Source organism: Bacteroidota bacterium, from assembly GCA_008933805.1.
In the GTDB taxonomy this organism is placed as follows: Bacteria; Bacteroidota; Bacteroidia; order UBA8524; family UBA8524; genus SB11.
Genome location: WBUH01000017.1, coordinates 79,561 through 102,392, shown reverse-complemented (window position 1 = coordinate 102,392; position 22,832 = coordinate 79,561). Strand labels below are relative to the sequence as shown.

The 22,832-nt window shown below is 41.7% G+C and carries 13 protein-coding genes and 1 tRNA gene; 10 read left to right on the top strand and 4 right to left on the bottom strand.

Annotation, left to right across the window (positions count from 1 at the left end):
• Together F9K23_15465 and F9K23_15460 are read right to left on the bottom strand one after the other, a co-directional pair.
• Positions 1 to 2,379, bottom strand: a 2,379-nt coding sequence (locus F9K23_15465) for an isoleucine--tRNA ligase (GenBank protein ID KAB2914107.1), incomplete at its 3' end; no start/stop codon positions are given.
• Positions 2,380 to 2,433: 54 nt separating this feature from the next.
• Positions 2,434 to 4,797, bottom strand: a complete 2,364-nt coding sequence (locus F9K23_15460; GenBank protein ID KAB2914106.1) for an MMPL family transporter — start codon at positions 4,795 to 4,797, stop codon at positions 2,434 to 2,436.
• A 180-nt stretch (positions 4,798 to 4,977) separates the two neighbouring features.
• On the opposite strand from F9K23_15460, the gene F9K23_15455 reads away from it, so the two are divergent.
• The 6 genes from F9K23_15455 to F9K23_15430 all read left to right on the top strand — a co-directional run bounded on the left by F9K23_15455 (position 4,978) and on the right by F9K23_15430 (position 15,184).
• Positions 4,978 to 7,233 (top strand): hypothetical protein, encoded by a 2,256-nt coding sequence (locus tag F9K23_15455; protein ID KAB2914105.1) that lies wholly within the window; start codon positions 4,978 to 4,980, stop codon positions 7,231 to 7,233.
• Positions 7,234 to 7,245: 12 nt separating this feature from the next.
• On the top strand, positions 7,246 to 7,968 hold the full coding sequence (gene recO / locus F9K23_15450; protein ID KAB2914104.1) for a DNA repair protein RecO: 723 nt from the start codon (positions 7,246 to 7,248) through the stop codon (positions 7,966 to 7,968).
• Positions 7,969 to 8,077: 109 nt separating this feature from the next.
• A tRNA-Ser gene (locus F9K23_15445) sits at positions 8,078 to 8,167 on the top strand.
• Positions 8,168 to 8,736: 569 nt separating this feature from the next.
• Entirely contained in the window at positions 8,737 to 10,911 is a 2,175-nt protein-coding gene (locus tag F9K23_15440) for a TonB-dependent receptor (protein ID KAB2914103.1), read from the top strand.
• 1 nt (position 10,912) lies between these two features.
• On the top strand, positions 10,913 to 11,707 hold the full coding sequence (locus F9K23_15435; GenBank protein ID KAB2914102.1) for a cation transporter: 795 nt from the start codon (positions 10,913 to 10,915) through the stop codon (positions 11,705 to 11,707).
• Between the two features lie 399 nt (positions 11,708 to 12,106).
• Positions 12,107 to 15,184, top strand: coding sequence for a PKD domain-containing protein (locus F9K23_15430; GenBank protein KAB2914101.1), 3,078 nt, complete (start codon positions 12,107 to 12,109; stop codon positions 15,182 to 15,184).
• A 265-nt stretch (positions 15,185 to 15,449) separates the two neighbouring features.
• Here F9K23_15430 and F9K23_15425 read toward each other — a convergent pair whose 3' ends face one another.
• On the bottom strand, positions 15,450 to 16,430 hold the full coding sequence (locus tag F9K23_15425) for a hypothetical protein (GenBank protein KAB2914100.1): 981 nt from the start codon (positions 16,428 to 16,430) through the stop codon (positions 15,450 to 15,452).
• 17 nt (positions 16,431 to 16,447) lie between these two features.
• Positions 16,448 to 17,332, bottom strand: a complete 885-nt coding sequence (locus F9K23_15420; protein ID KAB2914099.1) for a hypothetical protein — start codon at positions 17,330 to 17,332, stop codon at positions 16,448 to 16,450.
• A 146-nt stretch (positions 17,333 to 17,478) separates the two neighbouring features.
• Between F9K23_15420 and F9K23_15415 the strand changes: the two genes are divergently transcribed.
• The 4 genes from F9K23_15415 to F9K23_15400 all read left to right on the top strand — a co-directional run bounded on the left by F9K23_15415 (position 17,479) and on the right by F9K23_15400 (position 22,612).
• Positions 17,479 to 18,741, top strand: coding sequence for a glycosyltransferase (locus F9K23_15415; protein KAB2914098.1), 1,263 nt, complete (start codon positions 17,479 to 17,481; stop codon positions 18,739 to 18,741).
• Between the two features lie 84 nt (positions 18,742 to 18,825).
• Complete coding sequence (gene sucC, locus F9K23_15410; protein KAB2914097.1) at positions 18,826 to 20,046, top strand: ADP-forming succinate--CoA ligase subunit beta; 1,221 nt, start codon at positions 18,826 to 18,828, stop codon at positions 20,044 to 20,046.
• Positions 20,047 to 20,167: 121 nt separating this feature from the next.
• Positions 20,168 to 21,625: a DASS family sodium-coupled anion symporter gene (locus F9K23_15405; protein KAB2914096.1), complete on the top strand. Its 1,458-nt coding sequence runs from the start codon at positions 20,168 to 20,170 to the stop codon at positions 21,623 to 21,625.
• Between the two features lie 108 nt (positions 21,626 to 21,733).
• The gene (locus F9K23_15400) at positions 21,734 to 22,612 is read left to right on the top strand and encodes a prohibitin family protein (protein ID KAB2914095.1); all 879 of its coding nucleotides are present in this window, start codon (positions 21,734 to 21,736) and stop codon (positions 22,610 to 22,612) included.
• Positions 22,613 to 22,832: the final 220 nt, after the last annotated feature.

Here is a 22,832-nt window from a genome sequence, read left to right as displayed (position 1 = left end):
GTCGTATTCATCAGCTGCTTTCTCCACTTCTTGTATCAGTGAGTTTAGCAACGATAATACCCAACGGTCAATTTCAGGTCGTTGCTCAAGAGGTATTTCCTCCTCGGCAAACGTAAAACCGTCAACATTTGCGTACAGCGCAAAGAAGCCGTACACATTGTACAGGGTGGCAAAAAATTTGCGTTGGGTTTCTTTTACCCCTTCAACGTCAAATTTCAGGTTATCCCAAGGGTTAGAGTTGCTAAGCATGTACCATCGCACTGCATCGGCACCGTACTGACCAACTACTTCAAATGGGTCAACTGAGTTGCCCAAACGTTTCGACATTTTGTTGCCGTTTTTATCCAGCACCAATCCGTTGGCTACAACGTTTTTGTAGGCTACATTATCAAACAGCATTACCCCTAATGCGTGCAGGGTAAAGAACCAACCGCGGGTTTGGTCAACACCCTCTGCGATAAAATCAGCGGGAAAATTGCTTTCAAACTGTTCTTGGTTTTCAAACGGCCAATGCCATTGTGCATAGGGCATTGCTCCTGAATCAAACCAAACGTCTATCAAATCGGCCTCACGCTTCATAGGCTTGCCGCTTGGCGAAACCAACACCACATGGTCTACATAAGGACGGTGAAGGTCGATACCGTCAGCCGTTCCGAACTCGTTTATATCAGCACCTGAATGTTTTTTGTAAGGATTGTGGTCCATTACACCCGCTACAACCGCTTTGTCAATCTCAGCAACCAACTCTGTTAATGAACCTACACAGATTTCTTCGGTACCGTCTTCAGTCCGCCATATCGGTAATGGAGTTCCCCAATAACGGCTGCGGCTAAGGTTCCAATCTACAAGGTTGTTCAACCAATCGCCAAAACGTCCGGTACCGGTGCTTTCGGGTTTCCAGTTGATGGTTTTGTTTAACGCTATCAAACGGTCTTTTACCGCTGTGGTTTTGATAAACCAGCTTGACAGCGGGTAGTATAATACGGGCTTGTCCGTACGCCAGCAATGTGGGTAGGTATGCTCGTATTTCTCTACTTTAAATGCACGGTTTTCTTGCTTTAGTTTTATCGAGATGCGCTCATCAACACTTAGGTATTTATCGCGCCCTTGTTTTACTCGTTCTGCTTCTTTTTCAGCATCGCTCAGGTATTGTTCTTTTACAAACTCCCCTGCAAACTCTCCCATTTCAGGACGGAAACGACCGCGTAAATCTACCAACGGAACTAAGTTGCCGCCTTCGTCTTTCACCAATAGGGGTGCTATGCCGTTTTGTTTGGCCACACGCATATCATCAGCACCAAAAGTGGGTGCAGTGTGTACGATACCAGTACCGTCTTCAGTAGTTACAAAATCGCCAACGATTACTTTAAAGCTATCGCCTTCTTCTTGAGGTAACGCATAAGGCAACAATTGTTCGTAACGAAGTCCTGCCAATTTGCTACCTGCAACGGTTAGTACTTTCCTAAACGGCAGTTTTTTATCGCCTGTTTTGTATTCGGCAAAGTCAGCGTTTTCATTTTCAGGGTTAAAGTATTTACCCATTAATGCGTCTGCCAATATTACTCTAACCGGTTCGCCTGTGTATTGGTTAAGGGTATCAACTACGACATACTCTATCTTCCCTCCCACTGTCAATGCAGTGTTGCTGGGCAATGTCCAAGGAGTAGTCGTCCAAGCCAAAAAGAATACGTCGCTGGTAGCACCTCCAAACAAAAATGCAGACGCGTCGTCTTTTATGGCTTTAAACTGGGCTACTATGGTGGTGTCTTTTACATCCTTGTAGGTACCGGGTTGGTTTAGCTCGTGGCTGCTCAATCCTGTACCTGCTGCGGGCGAATACGGTTGTATTGTGTAGCCTTTGTATAGCAAGCCTTTGTTGTACAAACGCTGCAACAAATTCCAGCAAGTTTCTATGTAGCTGTTATCGTAGGTGATGTAGGGATTGTCCAAATCTACCCAATAGCCTATTTGCTCGGTAAGACTATCCCAATCGGCCTTAAACTGCATTACCGCCTCACGGCAAGCTTTGTTATAGTCTTCTACGCTAATCTTTTTTCCTATGTCTTCTTTGGTAATGCCCAATGCCTTCTCTACTTGCAACTCAATGGGCAAACCGTGCGTATCCCAACCGCCTTTGCGATTTACTTTAAATCCTTTAAGGGTTTTATAACGGCAAAAGGTATCTTTAATAGTACGGCTGATAACGTGGTGAATACCGGGCTTTCCGTTGGCTGACGGTGGTCCTTCGTAAAATGTAAAAGTAGGTTTACCATCGCGGTGGCTCACACTTTTACCAAATATGTCTTCTTCTTTCCAAAATGCTGCGACTTCCTTCTCAAAGGCAGGGAAATCGAGCTTTTTATATTCTTTATACTTCACTTGGTTATTTGTTATCTGTTATTGGTTATCAGGATACCGAACGATGCCAACCGCCTAATCGTTTTCTTCTTCCTCGGCTTCTTCGGCAAGCGGTAAAATAGGCTTCACCTTCATTTCGCGCTGCATGCGGCGTTTTTCTATTGAAAGCAGCATACTGGGCAAAATAAAGATGTTGGTTAGCAATGATACTACAAGCGCCAGCGTGGTTAAGATACCCAGCCACATCGTTCCGCCGAAGGTTGAGAAATCGAAAATGCTGAACCCGCAGAACAGGATAATGGCCGTATATATCATACTGGTGCCTGTTTCGTGCAGGGTTGCTTTTACCGACTCGCGGATGCGGAAATGGTGTTTCTTTAACTCAATTCTATACTTGGCCACAAAGTGGATAGTAAAATCCACAGAGATACCAAATGCAATACTGAATACAATTACCGTTGAGGGTTTGAGATAAATATCAAAGAAACCCATCACCCCTGATGTTACAATCAGCGGGATTATATTAGGTATCAGCGATATAATTATCATTCGCCAAGTACCAAACAAACTTACCAGCAATAGGGTAATTACTACCAGAGCCATGGTAACACTTTGAAACAAGCTATCTACCAAAAACTGGTTGTTTTTCATAAACAACATGCTGGTACCGGTAAGGTTAACCGTATATTCTTCTTTAGGGAAGATAGAGTCAATTTCTGCTTGTACTCGCGCACGCACTCCGGGTAAAATATCGCTGCCCACATCGGCCATTTGTATGCTGATGCGTGCTTTTTGGTAGGTGCTGTCCACAAAGCCCTTTAACAGGTTTTGTGAGCCTTTACGATTGGGTATATAACTGGTGATACTGCCCAATTCCAACGCGCTCGGTATGCGGTAGTCCAAACTGTCGCCGCCGTTGTATGCTTGGTTGGCATACTTCATCAGCTCAGCAATGGATACCGGCCTCGAAAACTCAGGCATTTTGGCCAACTGGCGAGACAATCGCTCCATCTTTTGCAAAGTGCGCGTGTCTTTTACCCCGTTCGGCTTTTTAGTATCTATTACTATTTCTAAGGGCATTACCCCGTTTATCTCTTTTTCAAAAAACTTAAGGTCGGTACTAATTTTATCTTTCGCCGGAATATCGTCTATCACATGTCCCAACGCATCCAGCTTAAACATTCCCCAAACTGACAGTGCCATAATTACAATGGTGATACCATAGATTACCTTGCGGCGGTTTTGCACTTGCCAGTAAATGGCATCAATAAAGCTACCGAGGTATTTGTTTTCAAGATGGCGGGTTTGCTTATAGGTGGGCGATGGTAGAAAGCTAAACATAATAGGTACTGTAACCATTGAGATTACAAATACAGACATAATGCTTAGAAAGGCTACCAAGCCAAACTCTTTCATAATGGGACTACCCGAAAAGTAGAATACGCCAAACCCCACTGCCGTGGTGAAGTTGGTTAAAAACGCGGCCTTACCTATGCGCGATACTACACGTACCAACGCTTTGGTTTTGTTGCTATGGCTTCTGTATTCGGCGTGATACTTATTGAGCAGGTAAATGCAGTTGGTGATACCGATGATAACAATAAGCGGAGGAATTACACCAATAACCGCCGTGATTTTATACTGTAGTATTCCGATATATCCCAACGACCACAACAAGGTGATGGCAACAATAATTAATGAATACAGTAGTGAACTAAAGCTTCGGAAGAAAAGCAACATAATGGCCGCACACACTACTAATGAGAGTAGGGTGAATAGCTTTAATTCTTTATTAATTTTAGCTGAAAATATGGTACGGATATACGGCAACCCTGATATTTGAAACTCAACGCCCTGCTCCTTCTCAAACTTCTGCGCTAAATTATCGATGGCGTTTATTACATCAATCCTGCCCTTATCATTCAACCGCTCTTTTTTAAGGGTTACCCCTGTAATTACAAAGCTTCCGTCGGTTTTCACCGCCAAATCCCTGTAAAACAATTGTGAGCGTATCACCTCCCATAAACTATCCACTTCTTGCTGTGTAGCAGCAGTATCGGTTGACAGAGGAATCAAACGCATCTCACGGATTGAATCTACCCGTGTAAGGATTTGTAACGTAGGGAAAGAAATTACGTTTTGTACTCCATCGGTTTTTTCTAACTCTTTACTTAAACGGTAGTAAGCATTAAAAAAATCTTTCTGATAAATTTTTTCGGATTTAAGCCCTAATAAAATAACATTTCCGTCATCACCAAACGTGCTTTTAAACTCAACATACGCCTGATATTCAGGGTCGGTTGGAGGCACAATTTTAGGCAAGTCGTAGGTAAGCTGTATTTTGGTGGCAAAATACCCCATCACAATGGTCATCAAAATGGTGATGAACATTAGTAAAACACGCTTACGAAGTATAAAACTGGCGGATTTTTCCCACATTTTTTTACGAAAGGTGCAAAGGTAACATTTTATCGCATCTATACTAAATCAACATACGGTGCAAACACACAGCGATTTATGCCATTTATGCTAAAAATCTCCCTTTTTCGTTTAGTTATGTGTAACTAACCAAATAAAATTCAACAAACCCAATCCGTTTTCTGTCTTAATATTGTAGTTATGTTTAAACGCCACGCAGCACTTATAGTATTTATCAGCTTGTTCAGCATTTTAACTAATGCTCAGCAAATTGGCACAGGACAATGGCGCATCCACCTTCCATTTAAAAACACACTGGGTATTGCTGAAACTCCACGGTATGTATATACTTGGGCTTCTTATGGTTTTTACAGGTATGATAAGGAAACCGGAAGCTCTGAACGTTTGTCAAAAGTACAGGGCTTTTCAGACATTGCCGTGAGCGCCATAAAGTATAATGCCGCCAACGATGTTTTGCTTATTGCCTACCAAGATGCCAACCTTGATTTGGTGCACAACGGAAAAATTATAAACGTTACCGATATACAACGTGCTCAGGTAAGTGGCTCTAAAAATGTTACCAATATTATGTTTGGTAATGATGTGGCCTACCTTGCCTGTACGTTTGGTATTGTTGAGCTTGATTTGAAAGAGGTTGAAGACCCTGAAATACGTGCCTCATACAAAGACTTAAATATTGGTGATGTTTTGGACGTGGCGGTATGGAATAATAAAATGTACGCGGCTACCGATAACGGCATATACAATGCTCCGATGGTGGGCTTAAACCTGAACGATCCTTCATCATGGACAAAGTTTGATACCGGATACACTAAGTTTCTACACTTGTTTGACAATAAATTATTCAGCGTAGGTAAAACCCACGTTAAATACTACGATGGTAGTGTATGGACTGGGCTTACCGGACCCGCTATGTATTACAACATACATTCTTCAGGCGGCAAATTATACCTGAGCCGTAAGGATTCGCTACTAACTATTGAAAGTAATCTTTCCATCAGCGCAAAATTTATCAATATAATGAAACATGCACTGGTTGCGAACGACGGCAGTATTTGGTACACAACCGATAATGCGGGTACTATACAGCTACATCCTGATGGCAATCTTACTTTTACCCAACCCAACGGCCCTTATAATCTACCCATTGGTAAAATGGCCAGTATTGGTGATGAAGTAATTGTAGCAGGTGGGTTAATTGGTGGTAACTACACATTCTCATTCAGTTGGAATGGGTACTACAGGTATGTAAACGACCAATGGATAAACAGCTTAGACTACCCCAACCCGCAAACAGACAGTTTGCGCGATTTTTTTGCAGTAACTACCGACCCCAAGACTAAAGATGTTTGGTTGGGTGCTTACTGGCAAGGTCTTGTGCGTCTGCGGGACGGTGTTGTGCAAGAGGTATATAACCCCACCAACAGCCGTTTGAAATTTAATATCATCAACTTTCTGGCGGGCTTAGCCATTGATAATGAAGGTCATTTGTGGATGAGCAACTACGGTACCGACTCTGCACTTGTAGTACGTACAACTGACGGACAATGGGCGGCAATGCCCTTAGGAAGCGTAAGTTTTGTAAGCCAGATTGTGGTGGACGACCGTAACCGCAAATGGATTGTAGCTCCGCGTAACAATGGATTCGGGATGGTTGTGTATGACGATAATAAAACTCCGCTGAACAGAAACGACGATTTAGGTCCAAAACTGCTAAACACCAACGAAGGCAGCGGTGCTTTGCCTGATAACCAAGTAAACTGTATTGCCAAAGACCGTGACGGTGAAATTTGGGTAGGAACGCTTAAAGGCTTGGTGGTGTTCTCTAACCCTTCGAATATATTTTCTGATAAACCATCCGATGCCCGCCGTATTGTTACGGGCGAGGGCACAAGTGCAGGTTATTTGTTAGGGGCTGAGGTTATTAACTGCATTTATGTTGACGGTGGTAACCGTAAATGGGTAGGTACTAATAACGGTGCTTGGCTGATTGCCGCCGACGGACAATCTATCATTCATAACTTTAACGTTGATAATAGTCCGTTGTTCTCAAACAATGTGCTTGAGATTACGGTAAATGAAAAAACTGGTGAGGTGTTTTTTGCTACCGATAGAGGTATCATTTCATACAAAGGCGATGCAACAGTTGCAAAAGAAGTGCACGAGGATGTACTGGTGTTTCCAAACCCTGTGCGTGAAGATTTTGACGGCCCCATTTCTATTCGCGGTTTGGCACAGGATGCCACTGTGAAAATTACCGATATAGCAGGAAATCTTATTTATGAAACGGTAGCAAACGGAGGTATGGCAACATGGAACGGTCGTAGTTTTGACGGTCGCAAAGCCTCAACGGGTGTGTATTTGGTATTTAGCGGTACGGATGATGCCAGTGATACCAACGTGGCTAAAATTTTGGTAATAAACGGGGGCAAATAAACCCAAGGGACTTTGTTAGTTAAAACCCGAACGATACTGCTAAAAACGCTGAAGTATGCTGAAAACAGTGTAATAGCCCGTTTCTATACCGAAGAGTTCGGGCTTGAATCTTTTATCATTAATAATATCCGTAGTAAAAAGGCTGCCATTAACGCGGCACACCTGCAACCCCTAAGCCTTGCCGAAACCGATTTGTACCAACGTGCCAATGCAAATTTGCAGCGCATAAAAGAATTGCGCTGCCAACCCGTTTTGCACAGCTTGTATACAGATATTGCCAAAACATCGGCTGTGCTGTTTATGCAAGAGGTATTGAATAAGGTTATTATAGAAAAAGAAAAAAACGAAGCCCTGTTTAGTTTCCTATACCACCATATCTGCTGGGCAGATGCAGTACCAAAATTACCTGCGGCCTATCCGGTGTATTGGTTGGTGCAACTATCAAGACACCTTGGCTTTTTTCCTGATATTGATAGTTGGGAGCCTGATACATTGTTTCTGCCTGCACAGGGTATTTTTACACATGAAACTGGACATCCCCTGTATTTTGACACCACAAATGCCAAATACCTGTACGATTTGTGCCTTGCAAAGCCTGAAACGATTGATTCAATCGGTATTTCTGCTAGCTACCGTCGCCAGTTATTAGATGCATTGTTGCACTATTACAGGCTGCATATTGATGGTTTTGGCGAGGTAAAAGCGCATAAAGTGCTGGCAGAGGTTTTGGCATAATCACTGAAAATCAAACAAAAAGGCTCTGCTATCATCTATTTTTAGCTATAAGAGTGAAATATTATTTGCAATTTGATATAGGGATTGTATTTTTGCACTCCTTAAAAACGGAGAGGTGGCTGAGAGGCCGAAAGCACCAGTTTGCTAAACTGGCATACGGGAAACTGTATCGCGGGTTCGAATCCCGCCCTCTCCGCCAAATCCGAAACCCCTTGAAACTCTTGTGTTTCAAGGGGTTTTTTAGTTCGAAGAATTTGAGGTAAAAAACGATTATGTTCTTTGATTATTGAATTTCAATTTCTTACGAGTTCGAACTTTGGGAAGTTTAAATTGAACTTAACGGCCAAACCTAATTTTCATACATTTGTGCTATTGAAATGGTTCAGCATCATATTAAGTGTTTACATAGTTCTTTCAGGGCTATCGTGTACTAATTTTGACCAATGCTATGAAACATCCGCCTCAACCGAATTAACTGCAGGCAGTAATTCCGAACAGCACGAAGACAATGACTGCGCACCTTTCTGCACCTGCTTGTGTTGCACCTATACAGCCTTTGCATATCCTGTTTTTAACGACGTTCCCAAAGTAGAAATAATAATTTCTACCCAAACCCGCAGTATGTACAAATTCTGCTGTCAGGATAACTTTTTTGCCAAAATCTGGCAGCCTCCAAAAATAAGTTAATGAGCTATTCTGTGGCACAACGGCTATTACTGGCACGTTGGCCTGTTCATTCTTTTTTATTAACTTAAAACATTAAAAAAAATGCGAAAAATCATTTTGCCATTACTGGCAATTATAAGCTCCACTATGGCTTGGGGGCAAAACACATTTAAAGCCATATTGAAAGACAGCGAAAGCAAAGAGCCCCTATTAGGAGCTATCGCTATCGTAAAAGGCACAACTAATGGTGCCATTTCCGGTGTAAACGGTTTGATCGAAATCAAGAACATACCCGATGGACAGCAAATAATCCTTTTCAAGTATATAGGCTACCAGGAAAGGTTTGATACCTTCAGCTTCCCGTTGCAACAAGCTATTGCTATAGAAATCCTTTTAACAGAAGATATAGAGGAAACGGAAGAAGTAGTTATCAGTTCTACCCGAAGCTCACGAAGTATAGAAGACATACCCACAAGAGTAGAATTTATAGCAGGCGAGGAATTAGAGGAGAAAGCCAACATGAAGCCCGGCGATATAAGAATGGTACTGAGTGAAAGCACAGGCATACAAACCCAGCAAACATCTGCCACTTCTGCTAACGCAGCCATACGCATACAGGGGTTGGACGGGCGGTATACCCAAATCCTTAAAGATGGTTTTCCTCTCTATTTCGGTGCATCCAGTGGTTTAGGCCTTTTACAGATACCCCCATTGGATTTAAAACAAGTAGAAGTAATTAAAGGCTCAGCATCAACGTTGTATGGCGGGGGGGCAATTGCAGGATTGGTAAACCTGATTTCAAAAACTCCTCAAAAAGAAAGGGAAATAAAGTTCCATCTCAACGGTACAAGCGGTAAAGGATTAGACCTGAACGGCTTTTATTCCCAACGAGCTAACAAAATCGGAACTACCATTTTTGCCGCGCATAACCGCAACTGGGCATACGACCCGGCCAATATCGACCTTTCAGCAATTCCCAAATTTGAACGGTACACCTTTAATCCAAAGCTATTTTTATACCCTTCTGAAAAAACAACGATTGTATTAGGTGTGAATACTACCCTTGAAGACCGTATAGGTGGCGATATTCACTATATAAATGGCAAAGGGGATAGTACCCATAGCTATTTTGAAAAGAATACAACACAAAGGTTCAGCACACAGTTTTCTGCTGAACATAAGCTGGGGGATAGCAGCCATATCATTGTTAAGAACAGTATTAGCTATTTTAACCGTATTTTAAGCACACCAGGATATACTTTTAACGGCACACAATACGCCACTTTCAGCGAAGTGAATTATGAACACAATGCGGAAAAAATGGAATGGATAGTAGGCATAAACCTATGGACAGACAAGTTTACCGAAAAACAGTTGGATACACTTGCAGTAAGGGATTATAACCAAACTACTTTAGGGGTGTTTGTACAGAACATCTGGAAAGCCACACAAAGGCTAAACATAGAAACAGGGTTTAGGACGGATTATGTAATTGATTACGGGTTTGCCCTTCTTCCCCGCATTTCAGCTTTGTATAAAATCAATAAGAAATTGTCCTCGCGTGTAGGTGGGGGATTGGGGTATAAAACTCCCACAATTTTTACCGAAGAAAGCGAGCGCATACAATACCGGGGAGTGTTGGGCATAAGCCCTACAGCCAACAGGCTGGAAACAAGTTACGGCACTAATTGGGATTTTAACTACAAAACAGCCTTTGCTGATGGCCAAGTGTTATTCACCCTTAACCATTTGTTTTTTTATACCTATCTGAACCACCCGCTTATACTTACACCGCAGGCAAACGGCACCTACCAGTTCGTAAATATTAATGGTTTTGTAGACACCAAAGGGACAGAAACCAATATTAAAATTGGCTACAAAGATTTTAAGCTGTTTTTGGGGTATACATATACCGATGCAAAAATTCACAGCAACGGGACGGTTTCCGATAATCCTTTGACAGCCAAACACCGTATCAATTCTGTATTGATGTATGAAGCCGATGAGAAGTGGAAAGTAGGGCTTGAAGCCTATTATTTCAGCAAACAAAAACTAAGTGACGGCACAATAGGAAGGCAGTATGTAATGTGCGGTTTTATGGTAGAAAGGCTGTGGGAAAAGTTCTCGCTGTACATCAACTTTGAGAACTTTTTGGATGCCCGGCAGACAAGGTTTGATACTATCTATACAGGCACTGTTACCCGGCCTATTTTCAGGGAAATATATGCCCCGTTGGAAGGGTTTATTATTAATGGCGGATTAAAAATACGGTTGTAGTATGAAAAAGGACACCTATAAAATCCTTAGAATGGATTGCCCGGCAGAAGAGCAATTGGTAAGGATGAAGTTGGAAATGGATGCTTCTATAAAAAAACTGGAATTTGACCTACCAAACAGAATACTTACCGTTTACCACGAAGGAGAAACAGCAACAATCACTGGAAATATTGCCCAAATAAACCTAAACTCGTCTCTTATTCAATCCGAAGAAGTGTTTGACTTGTTAGAAGATGGCGAACAAACCAGCAATAAAAAACTCTTGTGGATTGTGTTTGCTATCAACAGTGGCTTTTTCTTAATTGAAATAGTAGCGGGCTTACTTTCCCGTTCGATGGGTTTAATAGCCGATTCTTTGGATATGCTCGCCGACGCAATTGTTTACGGGATGAGTTTGACTGTAGTAACCAGTACGACAGTGAAAAAGAAAAGAATTGCAAGGCTAAGCGGAATATTCCAGTTGTGTTTGGCCATATTTGGTTTGGTTGAAGTAGTACGGCGATTTTTGGGAGTGGAAGGAACCCCCGATTACCAAACAATGATTTTAGTTTCCTCATTTGCTTTGGCGGGAAATGCAGCATCGCTTTACCTGCTGCGGAAGAGCAAAAGCAATGAAGCTCACATGCAGGCCAGCTATATCTTTACTTCCAACGATGTAATGGCAAATATTGGCGTAATGATAGCCGGGCTGTTGGTGTATTTTACACAATCAATGATTCCCGATTTAGCAATTGGCACTATTGTATTTTTGTTAGTATCAAAAGGAGCATTCAGGATACTTGCGATTTCACGATAAGAAAATATTTTTGTTATATCGATTTGCTTAAAAAACCGTTGAGTTGCAATAAATCACTTATAGAAAAGTTCGAACTTTGGAGCATTCTGCCCGCTCCGTTAAAAGCCCTGCAGCATTGCAGGGCTTTTTTTGTTTTATCAGTTCTGCATCAAAACTTACCCTTCTGTTATAAAGTTTATGATTTATTTACACCCTACTGTATGTGAGGTTATTATAAAATATTATACGAAACCCGTCGATATTATATTGACTTTAGTCGGTTTTTCATTAACTTCGATTCTAATTCGTTCATTGGCAATCTATTAGATACTAAAAGAGATTTGTGTGTGAAGTATAGAGTTTTGTTGGGGCAAGGAGTAGTGATGAATGAAGTTACCAAGCTAGAAACCAATTTAAGTCATGAAAAAAATATCTACTCTCTTATTATTTGTATTGGGATGCATGAGTGCATATTCCCAAGTATTCAATGAAAATTTCGAATCCTACACCGCAAACACGTATCTAGGCCCTGCCTCCCCAGTTTGGACAACATGGAGCGGTATTGAGGGCGGTTCTGAAGATGTTCAGGTGGTTACCACCAATGCTGCCAGCGGCACAAAATCTATTTATTTCAACTCACCGTTTGGCGGGGGCCCTAACGATGTAGTATTACCTTTTGGCGGCGTAAATAGCAGCGGTCGTTTTAAATTTACTTCTAAATTTTTTATCCCAACCGGAAAGGAAGCCTACTTTAATTTTCAGGGCGGAGCCTTTACCGGTTCAGTATGGGCTCTTGAGTTCTATTTTTATGGTGGCGGTACTTTTCAGGCACAGGGCTATGCTACCGGAAACTACCCGCAAAACCGTTGGTTTGAATTGGCCATAGATATAAACCTTGATACTGACCAATGGGAAATATTTATTGATAACGTTTCGCAAGGAACTTTTACTAATACAAACAACGTATCATACCTTGATATATTCCCTGCAAACGGCGGTACAGAATTTTGGATGGACGATATCAGCTATTGTAAAAACAACGCTTGTAACCCTGAAATTTCAGTATTGAGCGTTTCAGTAGCTCCCAACCCTGTTTGTACTCACCACCCTGCCGATGTTACCGTTCACTTGAGAAATAATAGTGCATTCCCTGCACCTCAAATGGATATGGCAATTGATATCGGTCCTGACAGGATTAAACACATGTTGAAACTTAACAACCTTGCAGGTGGTAAAGACACTACAATTACTATCCCCGGTTTGTTTGTTTCACGCGTTGCGGGAACCAATCTTACTGTAAAGGCAATCAATATCCAAGGTGACATTGTTCCGGCTAACGATACTGCCTTTTCAACAGTTACGGTTAATCCTTCGCCATCAAACGCTGCAATTAGTAAGGGAACTCCGTTTACAACCACAAAGCCACTTACTTCAGGCACTAGCGGCGACCCTGATATTGTTGCTTCGGGCGACCAGTTAAGTTATGAAATCACCCCTCCAACAGGTTTCACCAATAGTTCTTACAACTCTACCTGGAACATTACCGGATTTACAGTTAAAACTAATACAGGAAGAACAATAGCAAGCTCGTATTATACATACTCTAATCCATCGGGTTCAACTAACGGAAAGACCTCTTTTACTCCTGATACTTTGCTAGCTGATAGCACTGTAATTATATCGTTTAAGGTTCGTAACATCTCTACCGGTTGTGATTCAACTCTTACAAGGTATATCTACATAGCTCCAAGACCTAAAGTTGGCTTTACTGCCCCTAGCGTGTGCGACAAAGATTTGGTAGCTTTTGACAACACTACTACAATTGCCAGCGGTGCAGTAACTTACTTCTGGGATTTTGGTGACGGTACAAACTCAGTAGCCGGCCAACCTTCAAAAACATTTGCAGGCCCCGGCAGCTATACTGTAAAACTGGTTGTTACATCACTATATGGATATAAAGACAGTGTTACAAAAACTGTTAACGTCTTCCAAATACCTGTTGCAAACTTTGGTTTTGTAAATGCTTGCGAAGGCACTGCAGTTACAATGACTGATAACTCAACGCTACCTTCAGGTGCAGCTGTACACGAATGGGATTTTGGAACAAGCCCAGCCAGCTCTGCCACAGGTGCATCAATTAACAAACTATACAGCACCCCCGGTATTTACCTAGTAACATTAAAAGTTACCGTTAATGGTTGTACTTCAACCATTGCTAAACACGTAACCCAAGCCCCACGTGCAATACCTGATTTTAACTTCACTCCTGTTCAGTGCGATAACAGTGATGTTGACTTCACAAACGCTTCAACTGCACCGTCGTTTGGTTCTGCCAGCTACTTATGGAAGTTTGGTGACGGTAAAAGTGCTACCGAAATTGACCCAAGCCATACTTACAACAGCTACCAAACTTTTAACGTAACCCTTATTTCGAACACTAACTTAGGTTGTGCGGATAGCGTGACTAAATCAGTTACTTTACGTGAAACCCCGGTTTCTAACTTCAGCATGTCAACCTCAACATGTACCAACCAACCTATTAACTTTACCAACACGACTACTGTACCTGCAGGACACTTGAATACCTATGAGTGGGAATTTGGTGATGGCAATAATTCAAACGGTAGTGACCCTACCCACCAATATGCCAGCCCTAACACTTATGAGATTGTTCTAAAATCTTCAAGCTCAAATGGATGTAGCAGTGAACACAAGTCTACTGTAACCATTAAACTAAGGCCGGCTGCCGACTTTATCGCAGCAACTGTTTGCGAAGGACTACCAACTTTGTTTGATAACAACTCTCGTACTGATGACAACGAACCTCTAACCTATAAATGGTTGTTTGGCAACGGTGATTCATCAACAGATGTTAAACCTTCGATAGTTTATTCAGCTGACGGTTCATATACAGCTACATTAACGGCAGTGCACCCTAACGGATGTACTGATACAAAAACTGCTTCGGTAATTGTACACAATGTGCCTACAGTTTCTATCAACTCTACTTCGGCTAACACAGGTAACGGCGGATACAGCTTTGCAACCAACACAGCCGGTACAGGTTATACCTACTACTGGCAGTTTGGAGACGGTTCAACATCGGCCGACCAAAACCCCAAATACAGGTTCCCTATTGATGGCCGTTACATCGTACACCTTACTGTAACTACAGGCGACGGTTGCGTTGCCAACGGTGTTGATACTGTTTGGATTAATGTTTTGGGTGTTGAAAATACCTCAAACAAAGGTGCTGTGGGTGTTTACCCCAACCCTTCAAGCGGTAAATTCTTTGTTGATTACAGCAATGCTGATGTGACTGCAATACAAGGCATCACTGTAACTGATGTATTGGGTCGCGTTGTAGCAACTCAACCTGCACAAACTGTTTCAGGTATTACTGAAATTGATTTGAGCGCACAACCCACCGGTATTTATTACTTAAACATTAGCACTCTTACCGGTGTACAAACTGTGAAACTAACCGTGAGCAAGTAATTGCTCCGGTTTTTAATAGACCACGAAAGCCCGTTTAGAATTTTCTAAGCGGGCTTTATTATTTAATAAAAGTGAACTTAAGTTAGGCGCCTAGAGACTGTGTTTACTTCGAAGGAGGTTTGTAGGTATACAGGCATATTACCTACTCAATGTGTTCTGATTACCATTTAAAATGGGAATGACAGGCTAACACGCCTGTGAATTACAATAGATTCTTAAAATTTTTTAATTCTTACCTACTTATTATGTTGAGCAGGACTACCGCTTACTTAGAATCCCAAATGGTAGTTTCAGTTGGTGATGGGCACTTATCAAAGCCCAACTGATTACACAATTTTGCCAGTTTCCGCCTGCCCATTGTGCTAAACCCGTGCAAAGGGATTTTTACATAATAGTCATCACCAATATTAACCCTGCTATGGTGATGAGCCGCAGGCAAATAAATACTGGCTGATGATAAATTACACTCAAAACAAATACTGATGTGTGCGGCTATTTTTTTCCCATCGTAAAAAACAATACCCAAATGCGGTTCGAAACAGGCCATGTTGCCACCTCCGTAGCTTAGTGTATCAGTGATATTTAGAATCAAACTATCGGTTTGTTCTTTGGTTAACTCTTTTTTGCTTTTAACGGTACGGTTCAACTTTCCGTTTTCAACAATCTTCTGTCCACCCTTTCCTTCATAGCTATACGCAACAACATTATCATACTTTACCTTTGCAAACGGGTTATACTCTTGCAGATTTTTGTATTGCTCCCACAAATCATATCCTTGTTTTAGCAACACATTGTACCAAAATACCGTATCACCGTTAGATATCAGCAACTCGGGTTTGCTTACCAACTCGTTATAACTGTAATAAAATAACTGTCCTGATGTATCTGTAACAGCATGGGAACCTTCGTAATGCTGGTACGATGGGTTTTTAAGTGCTGTTTCGGTGCGAATTAATACGATGCTGTTGTTATCAAAGTAAAACTCAGTGTACCATACGCCCCGGTAGCTGGTATTCATAAACTGAGTAATCTTGCTGATTTTATTATCGCGCAGCCAAATAAAGTTCTTTTCAAAATAACCGGGATAAGGGGTTATAAGGTATGCCGAAGGGCGTTGCCCTTGCATGGCCTTATCAATACCCTTTACTGTTTTATCAATCTCTTTGATAATAGCGGGAGCATCTTCTTTTTGGGCAAACAAGCCCGTTGCTATACACGCAAATACGATAAGTAATACCTTCTTCATTAAAAAAACTAAACCGATTAAACAAACATGATATTTAGAACCCCCATCACTATCAGCAACTTATAAAAGTTATCCATTTTTCTAAAGTTCTTCTCATCAGTAGAAAAAATGAAATAGAACATCCAAACAAAAATACCAGTAAAGGATAATGAGAAGTAAATGGCTGAATAAGACGGATACAAATAGGCAAACAAGAAATAGCCGATGGGTATGCACAGCAGCATCAAGGGGGCTAAAAGTAACTTTGTTTTTTTAATGCCAAACAACACCGGAAAGGTTTTGTAGCCAAACAACATATCCCCTTTAATTGCTTCAAGGTCTTTTATTATTTCGCGGATAAGGGCTATCAATCCTATATAGGTGGCATACATCACTATCAGCTTATTTATATCCCAGTAAAAAATACATATTGATAAGAATGCACTAACGGCCAAAAAGGATGCACAGAAGTTACCCAACAGGGGCAGTTTTTTTAGTTTGTGTGAGTAGAACCAAAGTAAAAATATCAACAAGGCATAAAACAAGGCCAGCTTTAAGTTTAGCAGCACCCCTATAAACAGTGCAAAAGAATTGCAAAACATATAGGCATTAATTGCAAACCGCTTGCTGATAATCTTATTTAATATTACCTCCTCGCTGTGATTAGCAAGGTCTTTTTCATAGTCATAAAACGCATTGATAAGGTAACCGCCTGCAATAATTAAAGCCGTGCTGAACACAATCCAGTGCAACTGTGGCATTGAAAGTATTTGCCACATCGTATAATCGGGATTGAGAATTTTAATAGCGGTAAGGTACTGAGCAGCCGCAATAAGCAGCAGATTGTACCAGCGTACTAAACTGAAAAACACAAGTGATTTGATTACAAAAACCCGTTGATTACTGGTGAGGTACGTAGCCATTGCGTAAACAAAGATATATAATTTGCTTAGTGTAACGGTATTTATACTATTAACGTTGCACAAATGCAGCAGCTTGTATATAAACAATATAACAAATTGCCCACAATCACAGGGCACAATGGGTCAATCTGTTATCTTTGCCGCAAATGACAAAAGCGGTTTTATTTGGGCCGGGCCCGCAGTTTAAGGGAGGTATCAGCAACTACAATACCTCGCTGGCAAAAGCATTGGATAAATTAGGCGTTGAGGTACACATTGTATCGTGGACACAGCAATACCCTGCAATTATCCCCCGTGATTTTATTGACCGCAGCAGCAAAAGCGACCATCTGGAGGGCACTAATATTAAGGTTACTTATATTACCAATTACAACAATCCTGCTTCGTGGGCTAAAACCGTGAGGCTGATTAAGGATTTGAAACCTGATATGGTGATTTTTCAGTGGGCGATTGCCCTGCAAGGATTACCAATGGGTTGGATTGCCCGCCGCTTGATGAAAACAGGCATTGAGGTAATTTTTGATTGCCACCTTGTAGTACAAAAAGAAAGCAGCACTATTGATAAGGCGTTTACCCGCTACGGTTTACGCAAAGCCCATACCTACCTTACCCATGCCTACAAAACGGTAGATGAACTGAAAACCACGCTGCCTGAGTTGAAATATACGGTGAATGAAACGGGTGAACGCGCCAAAGACGGCACACACACGGTAATAAAACTATATCACCCCATTTACGACCTTTACCAACCCCGCCCCGATTTTGACATGGAGGCGATGAAAAAAGAACTGAACCTTAAGAAAAACGTATTTCTGTTTTTTGGGTTCATTCGCAAATACAAAGGGCTGCACAATGCGATACAGGCATTTAAAAAAGTAGCCGATAAACGCGACGATGTGAGCTTATTAATAGTAGGTGAATCGTTTTGGAATACGCTGGATAATAAAAAACTGGCTACCCGCATCAAGCAAAACCTGTTCAAATTTGCCAAATCGTTGTTCCTTAAAAACAGTGATAACGAGCAAGACTACCGCCCCATTGATTTGGTTGAACAACTGAACCTACAGGATAAAGTAACGGTAGTGAATCGTTTTGTACCCAACGAAGAGGTGAATAAATACTGGCAGGTGAGCGATGTGGTATTGCTGTATTACCTTACGGCTACCCCATCGGGCGTTGAAAGTTTATCATACAACTTTAATGTTCCGGTGCTGGCCACCAAAGTAGGGCACTTCCCTGAGACAATTAAAGACGGTTACAACGGCTATCTTGCCGAAGCAAACGACATTGACAGTATGGCTGCCCAAATGGAGCGTTTTATTGATAACCCCATACCTCGCCAAAACATTGCAGAAACGGCTAAAGTACTTAGCTGGGAGAACTATGCAAAAGCGATTTTGAACAGATAAGAGAATATACCCGCGCAGTGTATTGTCTATTGAATAATATTCTGCTATTTTCGCGCGGACATTTAAGCAACAAAATACCACGAAATGAATATTCACGAGTATCAGGCAAAGGAAATCCTTAAAAAATACGGCGTAGCTGTGCAAGAAGGCATAGTGGCCGATACCCCCGAACAGGCTGTTGAAGCTGCAAAGAAAATGCAGGAAGCTACCGGAAGCCCCTTTGTGGTGCTAAAGGCGCAAATACACGCAGGTGGTCGCGGTAAAGGCCGTGTTATCGGAAACGATCAAAAAGGAGTGGCAGTAGCCAAAACTCTTGAAGACGCAAAAACGATTGCTACCAACCTATTGGGCGGTACTTTGGTAACCATCCAAACAGGCCCTAAAGGTAAAGTGGTAAACAAAGTGTTGATTGCACAAGACGTTTACTACCCCGGCCCAAGCGAAACCAAAGAATACTACATGAGCGTATTGCTTGACCGTGCCAGCGGCCAAAACGTGATTGTATATACTACCGAAGGCGGTATGGATATTGAACAGGTGGCACACGATACCCCTGAAAAAATTAACAAAGAATTTGTAGACCCTAAAGTAGGTTTGCAAGAGTTTCAAGCTCGCAAAATTGCCTTTAACTTGGGCGTTAGCGGCGAAGCTTACAAACAAATGGTGAAGTTTGTGAAAGCCCTTTATGCGGCTTATGACAATACTGACTCTGCCATGTTTGAAATTAACCCTGTGCTAAAAACTTCTGACGATAAAATTATTGCAGTAGATGCTAAAGTAAATCTTGACGAGAACGCTTTGTACCGTCACAAAGATTTTGAAGCATTGCGCGATGTTAGCGAAGAAGACCCAATGGAAGTGGAAGCTAAAGAAAGTAACCTTAACTATGTGAAACTTGACGGTAACGTTGGTTGCATGGTAAACGGTGCAGGTTTGGCGATGGCTACCATGGATATTATCAAACTTTCAGGCGGTGAACCTGCTAACTTCCTTGACGTAGGCGGTGGTGCAAACGCACAAACCGTTGAAGCCGGTTTCCGTATCATTTTGAAAGACCCTAACGTAAAAGCCATTTTGATTAATATCTTTGGTGGTATTGTACGTTGCGACCGTGTTGCTTTGGGTGTGGTTGAAGCCTACAAAAAAATAGGTGATATTCCTGTGCCAATCATCGTTCGTTTGCAAGGAACCAACGCTGAAGAAGCTAAAAAGATTATCGACGATTCAGGTCTAAAAGTATTCTCGGCTATCCAGCTTAAAGAAGCTGCTGCACTTGTGAAACAAGTGATGAGCGAAGCCAAGTAATCTTTACAGATACAACTTATACAAAGAGCGGCGTGTTATACACGTCGCTCTTTTTGTTTTTAATACTTTCGCCGTTGCCCATTTACCCAAAAGTCAAAGCAAATCATTTACTTGCAGTTAAATGAACTGGTCGCAACGCCTAAAACTACTATCCGGCCCCCTCGCATTTATTATTTGCCTGTTTTGTGCGCCCCACGCGGCTGAACCGCTTACCATCCGTACACTGGGCGTTGCAGCATGGCTTATTTTGTGGTGGATACTGGAAGCTGCACCCATAGGGGCTACATCGTTGTTACCATTAATACTATTACCTGCCATCGGCAACGGCACGTTAAAAAATACTGCCGCCAATTATGGCGACCCTGTAATTTTTCTGTTCATGGGAGGCTTTATCATAGCCATTGCTATGGAAAAATGGGATTTACACCGCCGTATTGCCCTCAACATACTAAAGGTTACAGGCACCAATGCCAACGGCATTGTATTAGGCTTTATGATTGCTACCGCCTTTATCAGTATGTGGATTAGCAATACTGCCACAACGGTAATGATGCTGCCCATAGGATTATCAGTAATAAAATTAGTTGAAGGCACTTTAGGCGCTGAAGCAACCTCTCAAAAAGGATTCAGGAACTTCTCCTGTTCCATTATGATAGGTATTGCTTACGCGGCCAGCATAGGCGGAATTGGCACAATTATAGGCACCCCTCCTAACATGGTAATGACCGGGTTTATGAAAAACCTGCAAGGGTTTGATATGCCTTTTATTGATTGGATGTATGTGGGTGTCCCCATTGTGATTTTAATGGTTGGGGCTTGTTATTTCCTAACTACCCGTTGGCTGCTTAAAAACAACTTAGGATCATTGGGTAATACCCAAGAACTTATTGACACTGAAATGCAAAAGCTGGGTAAAACCAGTTATGAACAAATTATTATAGGTCTTTTATTTGCCTTTACGGTGCTGCTTTGGGTGGGTCGTCAGTTCATTAATAAGCAACTGGGTGCTGAGGTATTACACGATACCACCATTGCACTTATCACAGGGTTGCTACTGTTTGTTATCCCATCAAAAAATAAAGAAAAACAGGGCGCGCTGATTGATTGGGACGATGTACAAAAAATGCCTTGGAAGATTCTATTGTTGTTTGGAGGTGGCTTTGCCCTTGCCGGTGCCGTTGAAACAGTAGGTATAATAAATACCGTTGGCCATTGGGTGGCTAGTATACAAGGCATTGATGCTTATTTACTGGTTACGTTGCTTGCAGCGGCAGGCGTTTTACTTTCTGAAATTATGGGCAATGTGGCTCTTGCCACAATTTATATTCCGGTTGCCATGGGCATTGGTTCATCATTAGGGCTATCCCCTATTTTATTTGCCATACCCATTGCCATTTCTACTTCGTTTGGTTTTATGCTTCCTATTGCAACGCCTCCCAATGCTATCGCTTACGGAAGCGGCTATATCCACTCAAAAGAAATGCTCAAAGTAGGGTCGCTGCTCAACATTTTCGGCATTATACTTTTATACTTTATCACCCGATGGTGGTTGCCGTTGGTATTCAGCTATTTGGCGTAAATTTTGCTACTTTCCAAAAAATTGGTGTTACACAAAACACCAGCATTTTTTTGTTGTTTGTTATAGAAACTGTCTCCTTCATCAAGTCACCCATAAAACAGCAACTATATGAAAGTAAACACTCTATGCATCATTTTAATTACTGCCACGCTATTATTTAGTGGCTGCGCTAAAATTATTCAAGACGAAGTTGGTGTGAAACGCACTTTCGGAAGATTGAATAAAAACACACTATCACCCGGTTTACGGTTTTTTAACCCTTTTGCTTCTACTATTATTAAAGTTCCCGTAAGGACTATTAACCTGCAAATTGAAGCCGGTTTGCCAAGTAAAGAAGGTCTTACTATCAAATCAGAAATCTCAATCCTGTACAGCGTTAAAAAAGAAGAAGTACCTAAAATTCTTGAGACTGTTGGTCTTGATTTTCAAGAAGTCTTGATACTCCCCGTTTTCCGGTCGGCTTCGGCAGATGTGTGTGCACGTTTTTTTGCAAAAGACATGCACAGTTCAGAAAGGGCTAAAATTGAGAAAGAGATTAAAGAAAAAATGATGGATGTTTTGAGTGAAAGGGGCTTTAATATTGAAGCGGTTTTGATGAAAAGTATAACGCTACCGCCCAGCCTATCAAAGGCAATTGAGGATAAATTATCAGCCGAGCAAGAGGCGTTGCGCATGGAATTTATACTTGACCGAGAACGTAGAGAGGCAGAACGCAGGACTATTGAAGCAGAAGGAAAGAAAAAAGCTACGGTAATAGCTGCCGAAGCTGATAAACAGGTGGTAATTATTGCTGCCGAAGGAAAACGCCAAGCCAGTATTTTAGAGGCAGAGGGAACTAAAGAGGCGAACGATTTATTAAACAAATCACTGGGGCCGCTTACAATTAAGTACTACCAAATTGAAGCATTTAAAGACCTTTGTACCTCGCCTAATGCAAAAACTATTATTACCGACGGTAAGACGCCGTTCTTAACCATGCCTGATTAAGGAACAAGTAATTATAAATTGGTCCCGCTCTTGAATTTTCATGGCGGGGCTATTTTTTAACTAAAAGTTGTTTTGCTAGCAATGCTAAACCACTGATTTGAATAACTGCTAGTGCAGGCCTCCCCTTGCTAACCTTTTATTTAATGTTTTATTGCCCCAAAATACTATCTGTATAGTACTTGTTATCTTAGCTTTACCCCCTTTCTGTAATTATTTGGCA

What these genes read in the sequence shown, in the direction of transcription:
- F9K23_15460 (KAB2914106.1), bottom strand. Translation starts at nt 4,797, where the DNA reads ATGTGGGAAAAATCCGCCAGTTTTATACTTCGTAAGCGTGTTTTACTA.
- F9K23_15455 (KAB2914105.1), top strand. Translation starts at nt 4,978, where the DNA reads ATGTTTAAACGCCACGCAGCACTTATAGTATTTATCAGCTTGTTCAGC.
- F9K23_15440 (KAB2914103.1), top strand. Translation starts at nt 8,737, where the DNA reads ATGCGAAAAATCATTTTGCCATTACTGGCAATTATAAGCTCCACTATG.
- F9K23_15435 (KAB2914102.1), top strand. Translation starts at nt 10,913, where the DNA reads ATGAAAAAGGACACCTATAAAATCCTTAGAATGGATTGCCCGGCAGAA.
- F9K23_15430 (KAB2914101.1), top strand. Translation starts at nt 12,107, where the DNA reads ATGAAAAAAATATCTACTCTCTTATTATTTGTATTGGGATGCATGAGT.
- F9K23_15425 (KAB2914100.1), bottom strand. Translation starts at nt 16,430, where the DNA reads ATGAAGAAGGTATTACTTATCGTATTTGCGTGTATAGCAACGGGCTTG.
- F9K23_15420 (KAB2914099.1), bottom strand. Translation starts at nt 17,332, where the DNA reads ATGGCTACGTACCTCACCAGTAATCAACGGGTTTTTGTAATCAAATCA.
- F9K23_15415 (KAB2914098.1), top strand. Translation starts at nt 17,479, where the DNA reads ATGACAAAAGCGGTTTTATTTGGGCCGGGCCCGCAGTTTAAGGGAGGT.
- sucC (KAB2914097.1), top strand. Translation starts at nt 18,826, where the DNA reads ATGAATATTCACGAGTATCAGGCAAAGGAAATCCTTAAAAAATACGGC.
- F9K23_15405 (KAB2914096.1), top strand. Translation starts at nt 20,168, where the DNA reads ATGAACTGGTCGCAACGCCTAAAACTACTATCCGGCCCCCTCGCATTT.
- F9K23_15400 (KAB2914095.1), top strand. Translation starts at nt 21,734, where the DNA reads ATGAAAGTAAACACTCTATGCATCATTTTAATTACTGCCACGCTATTA.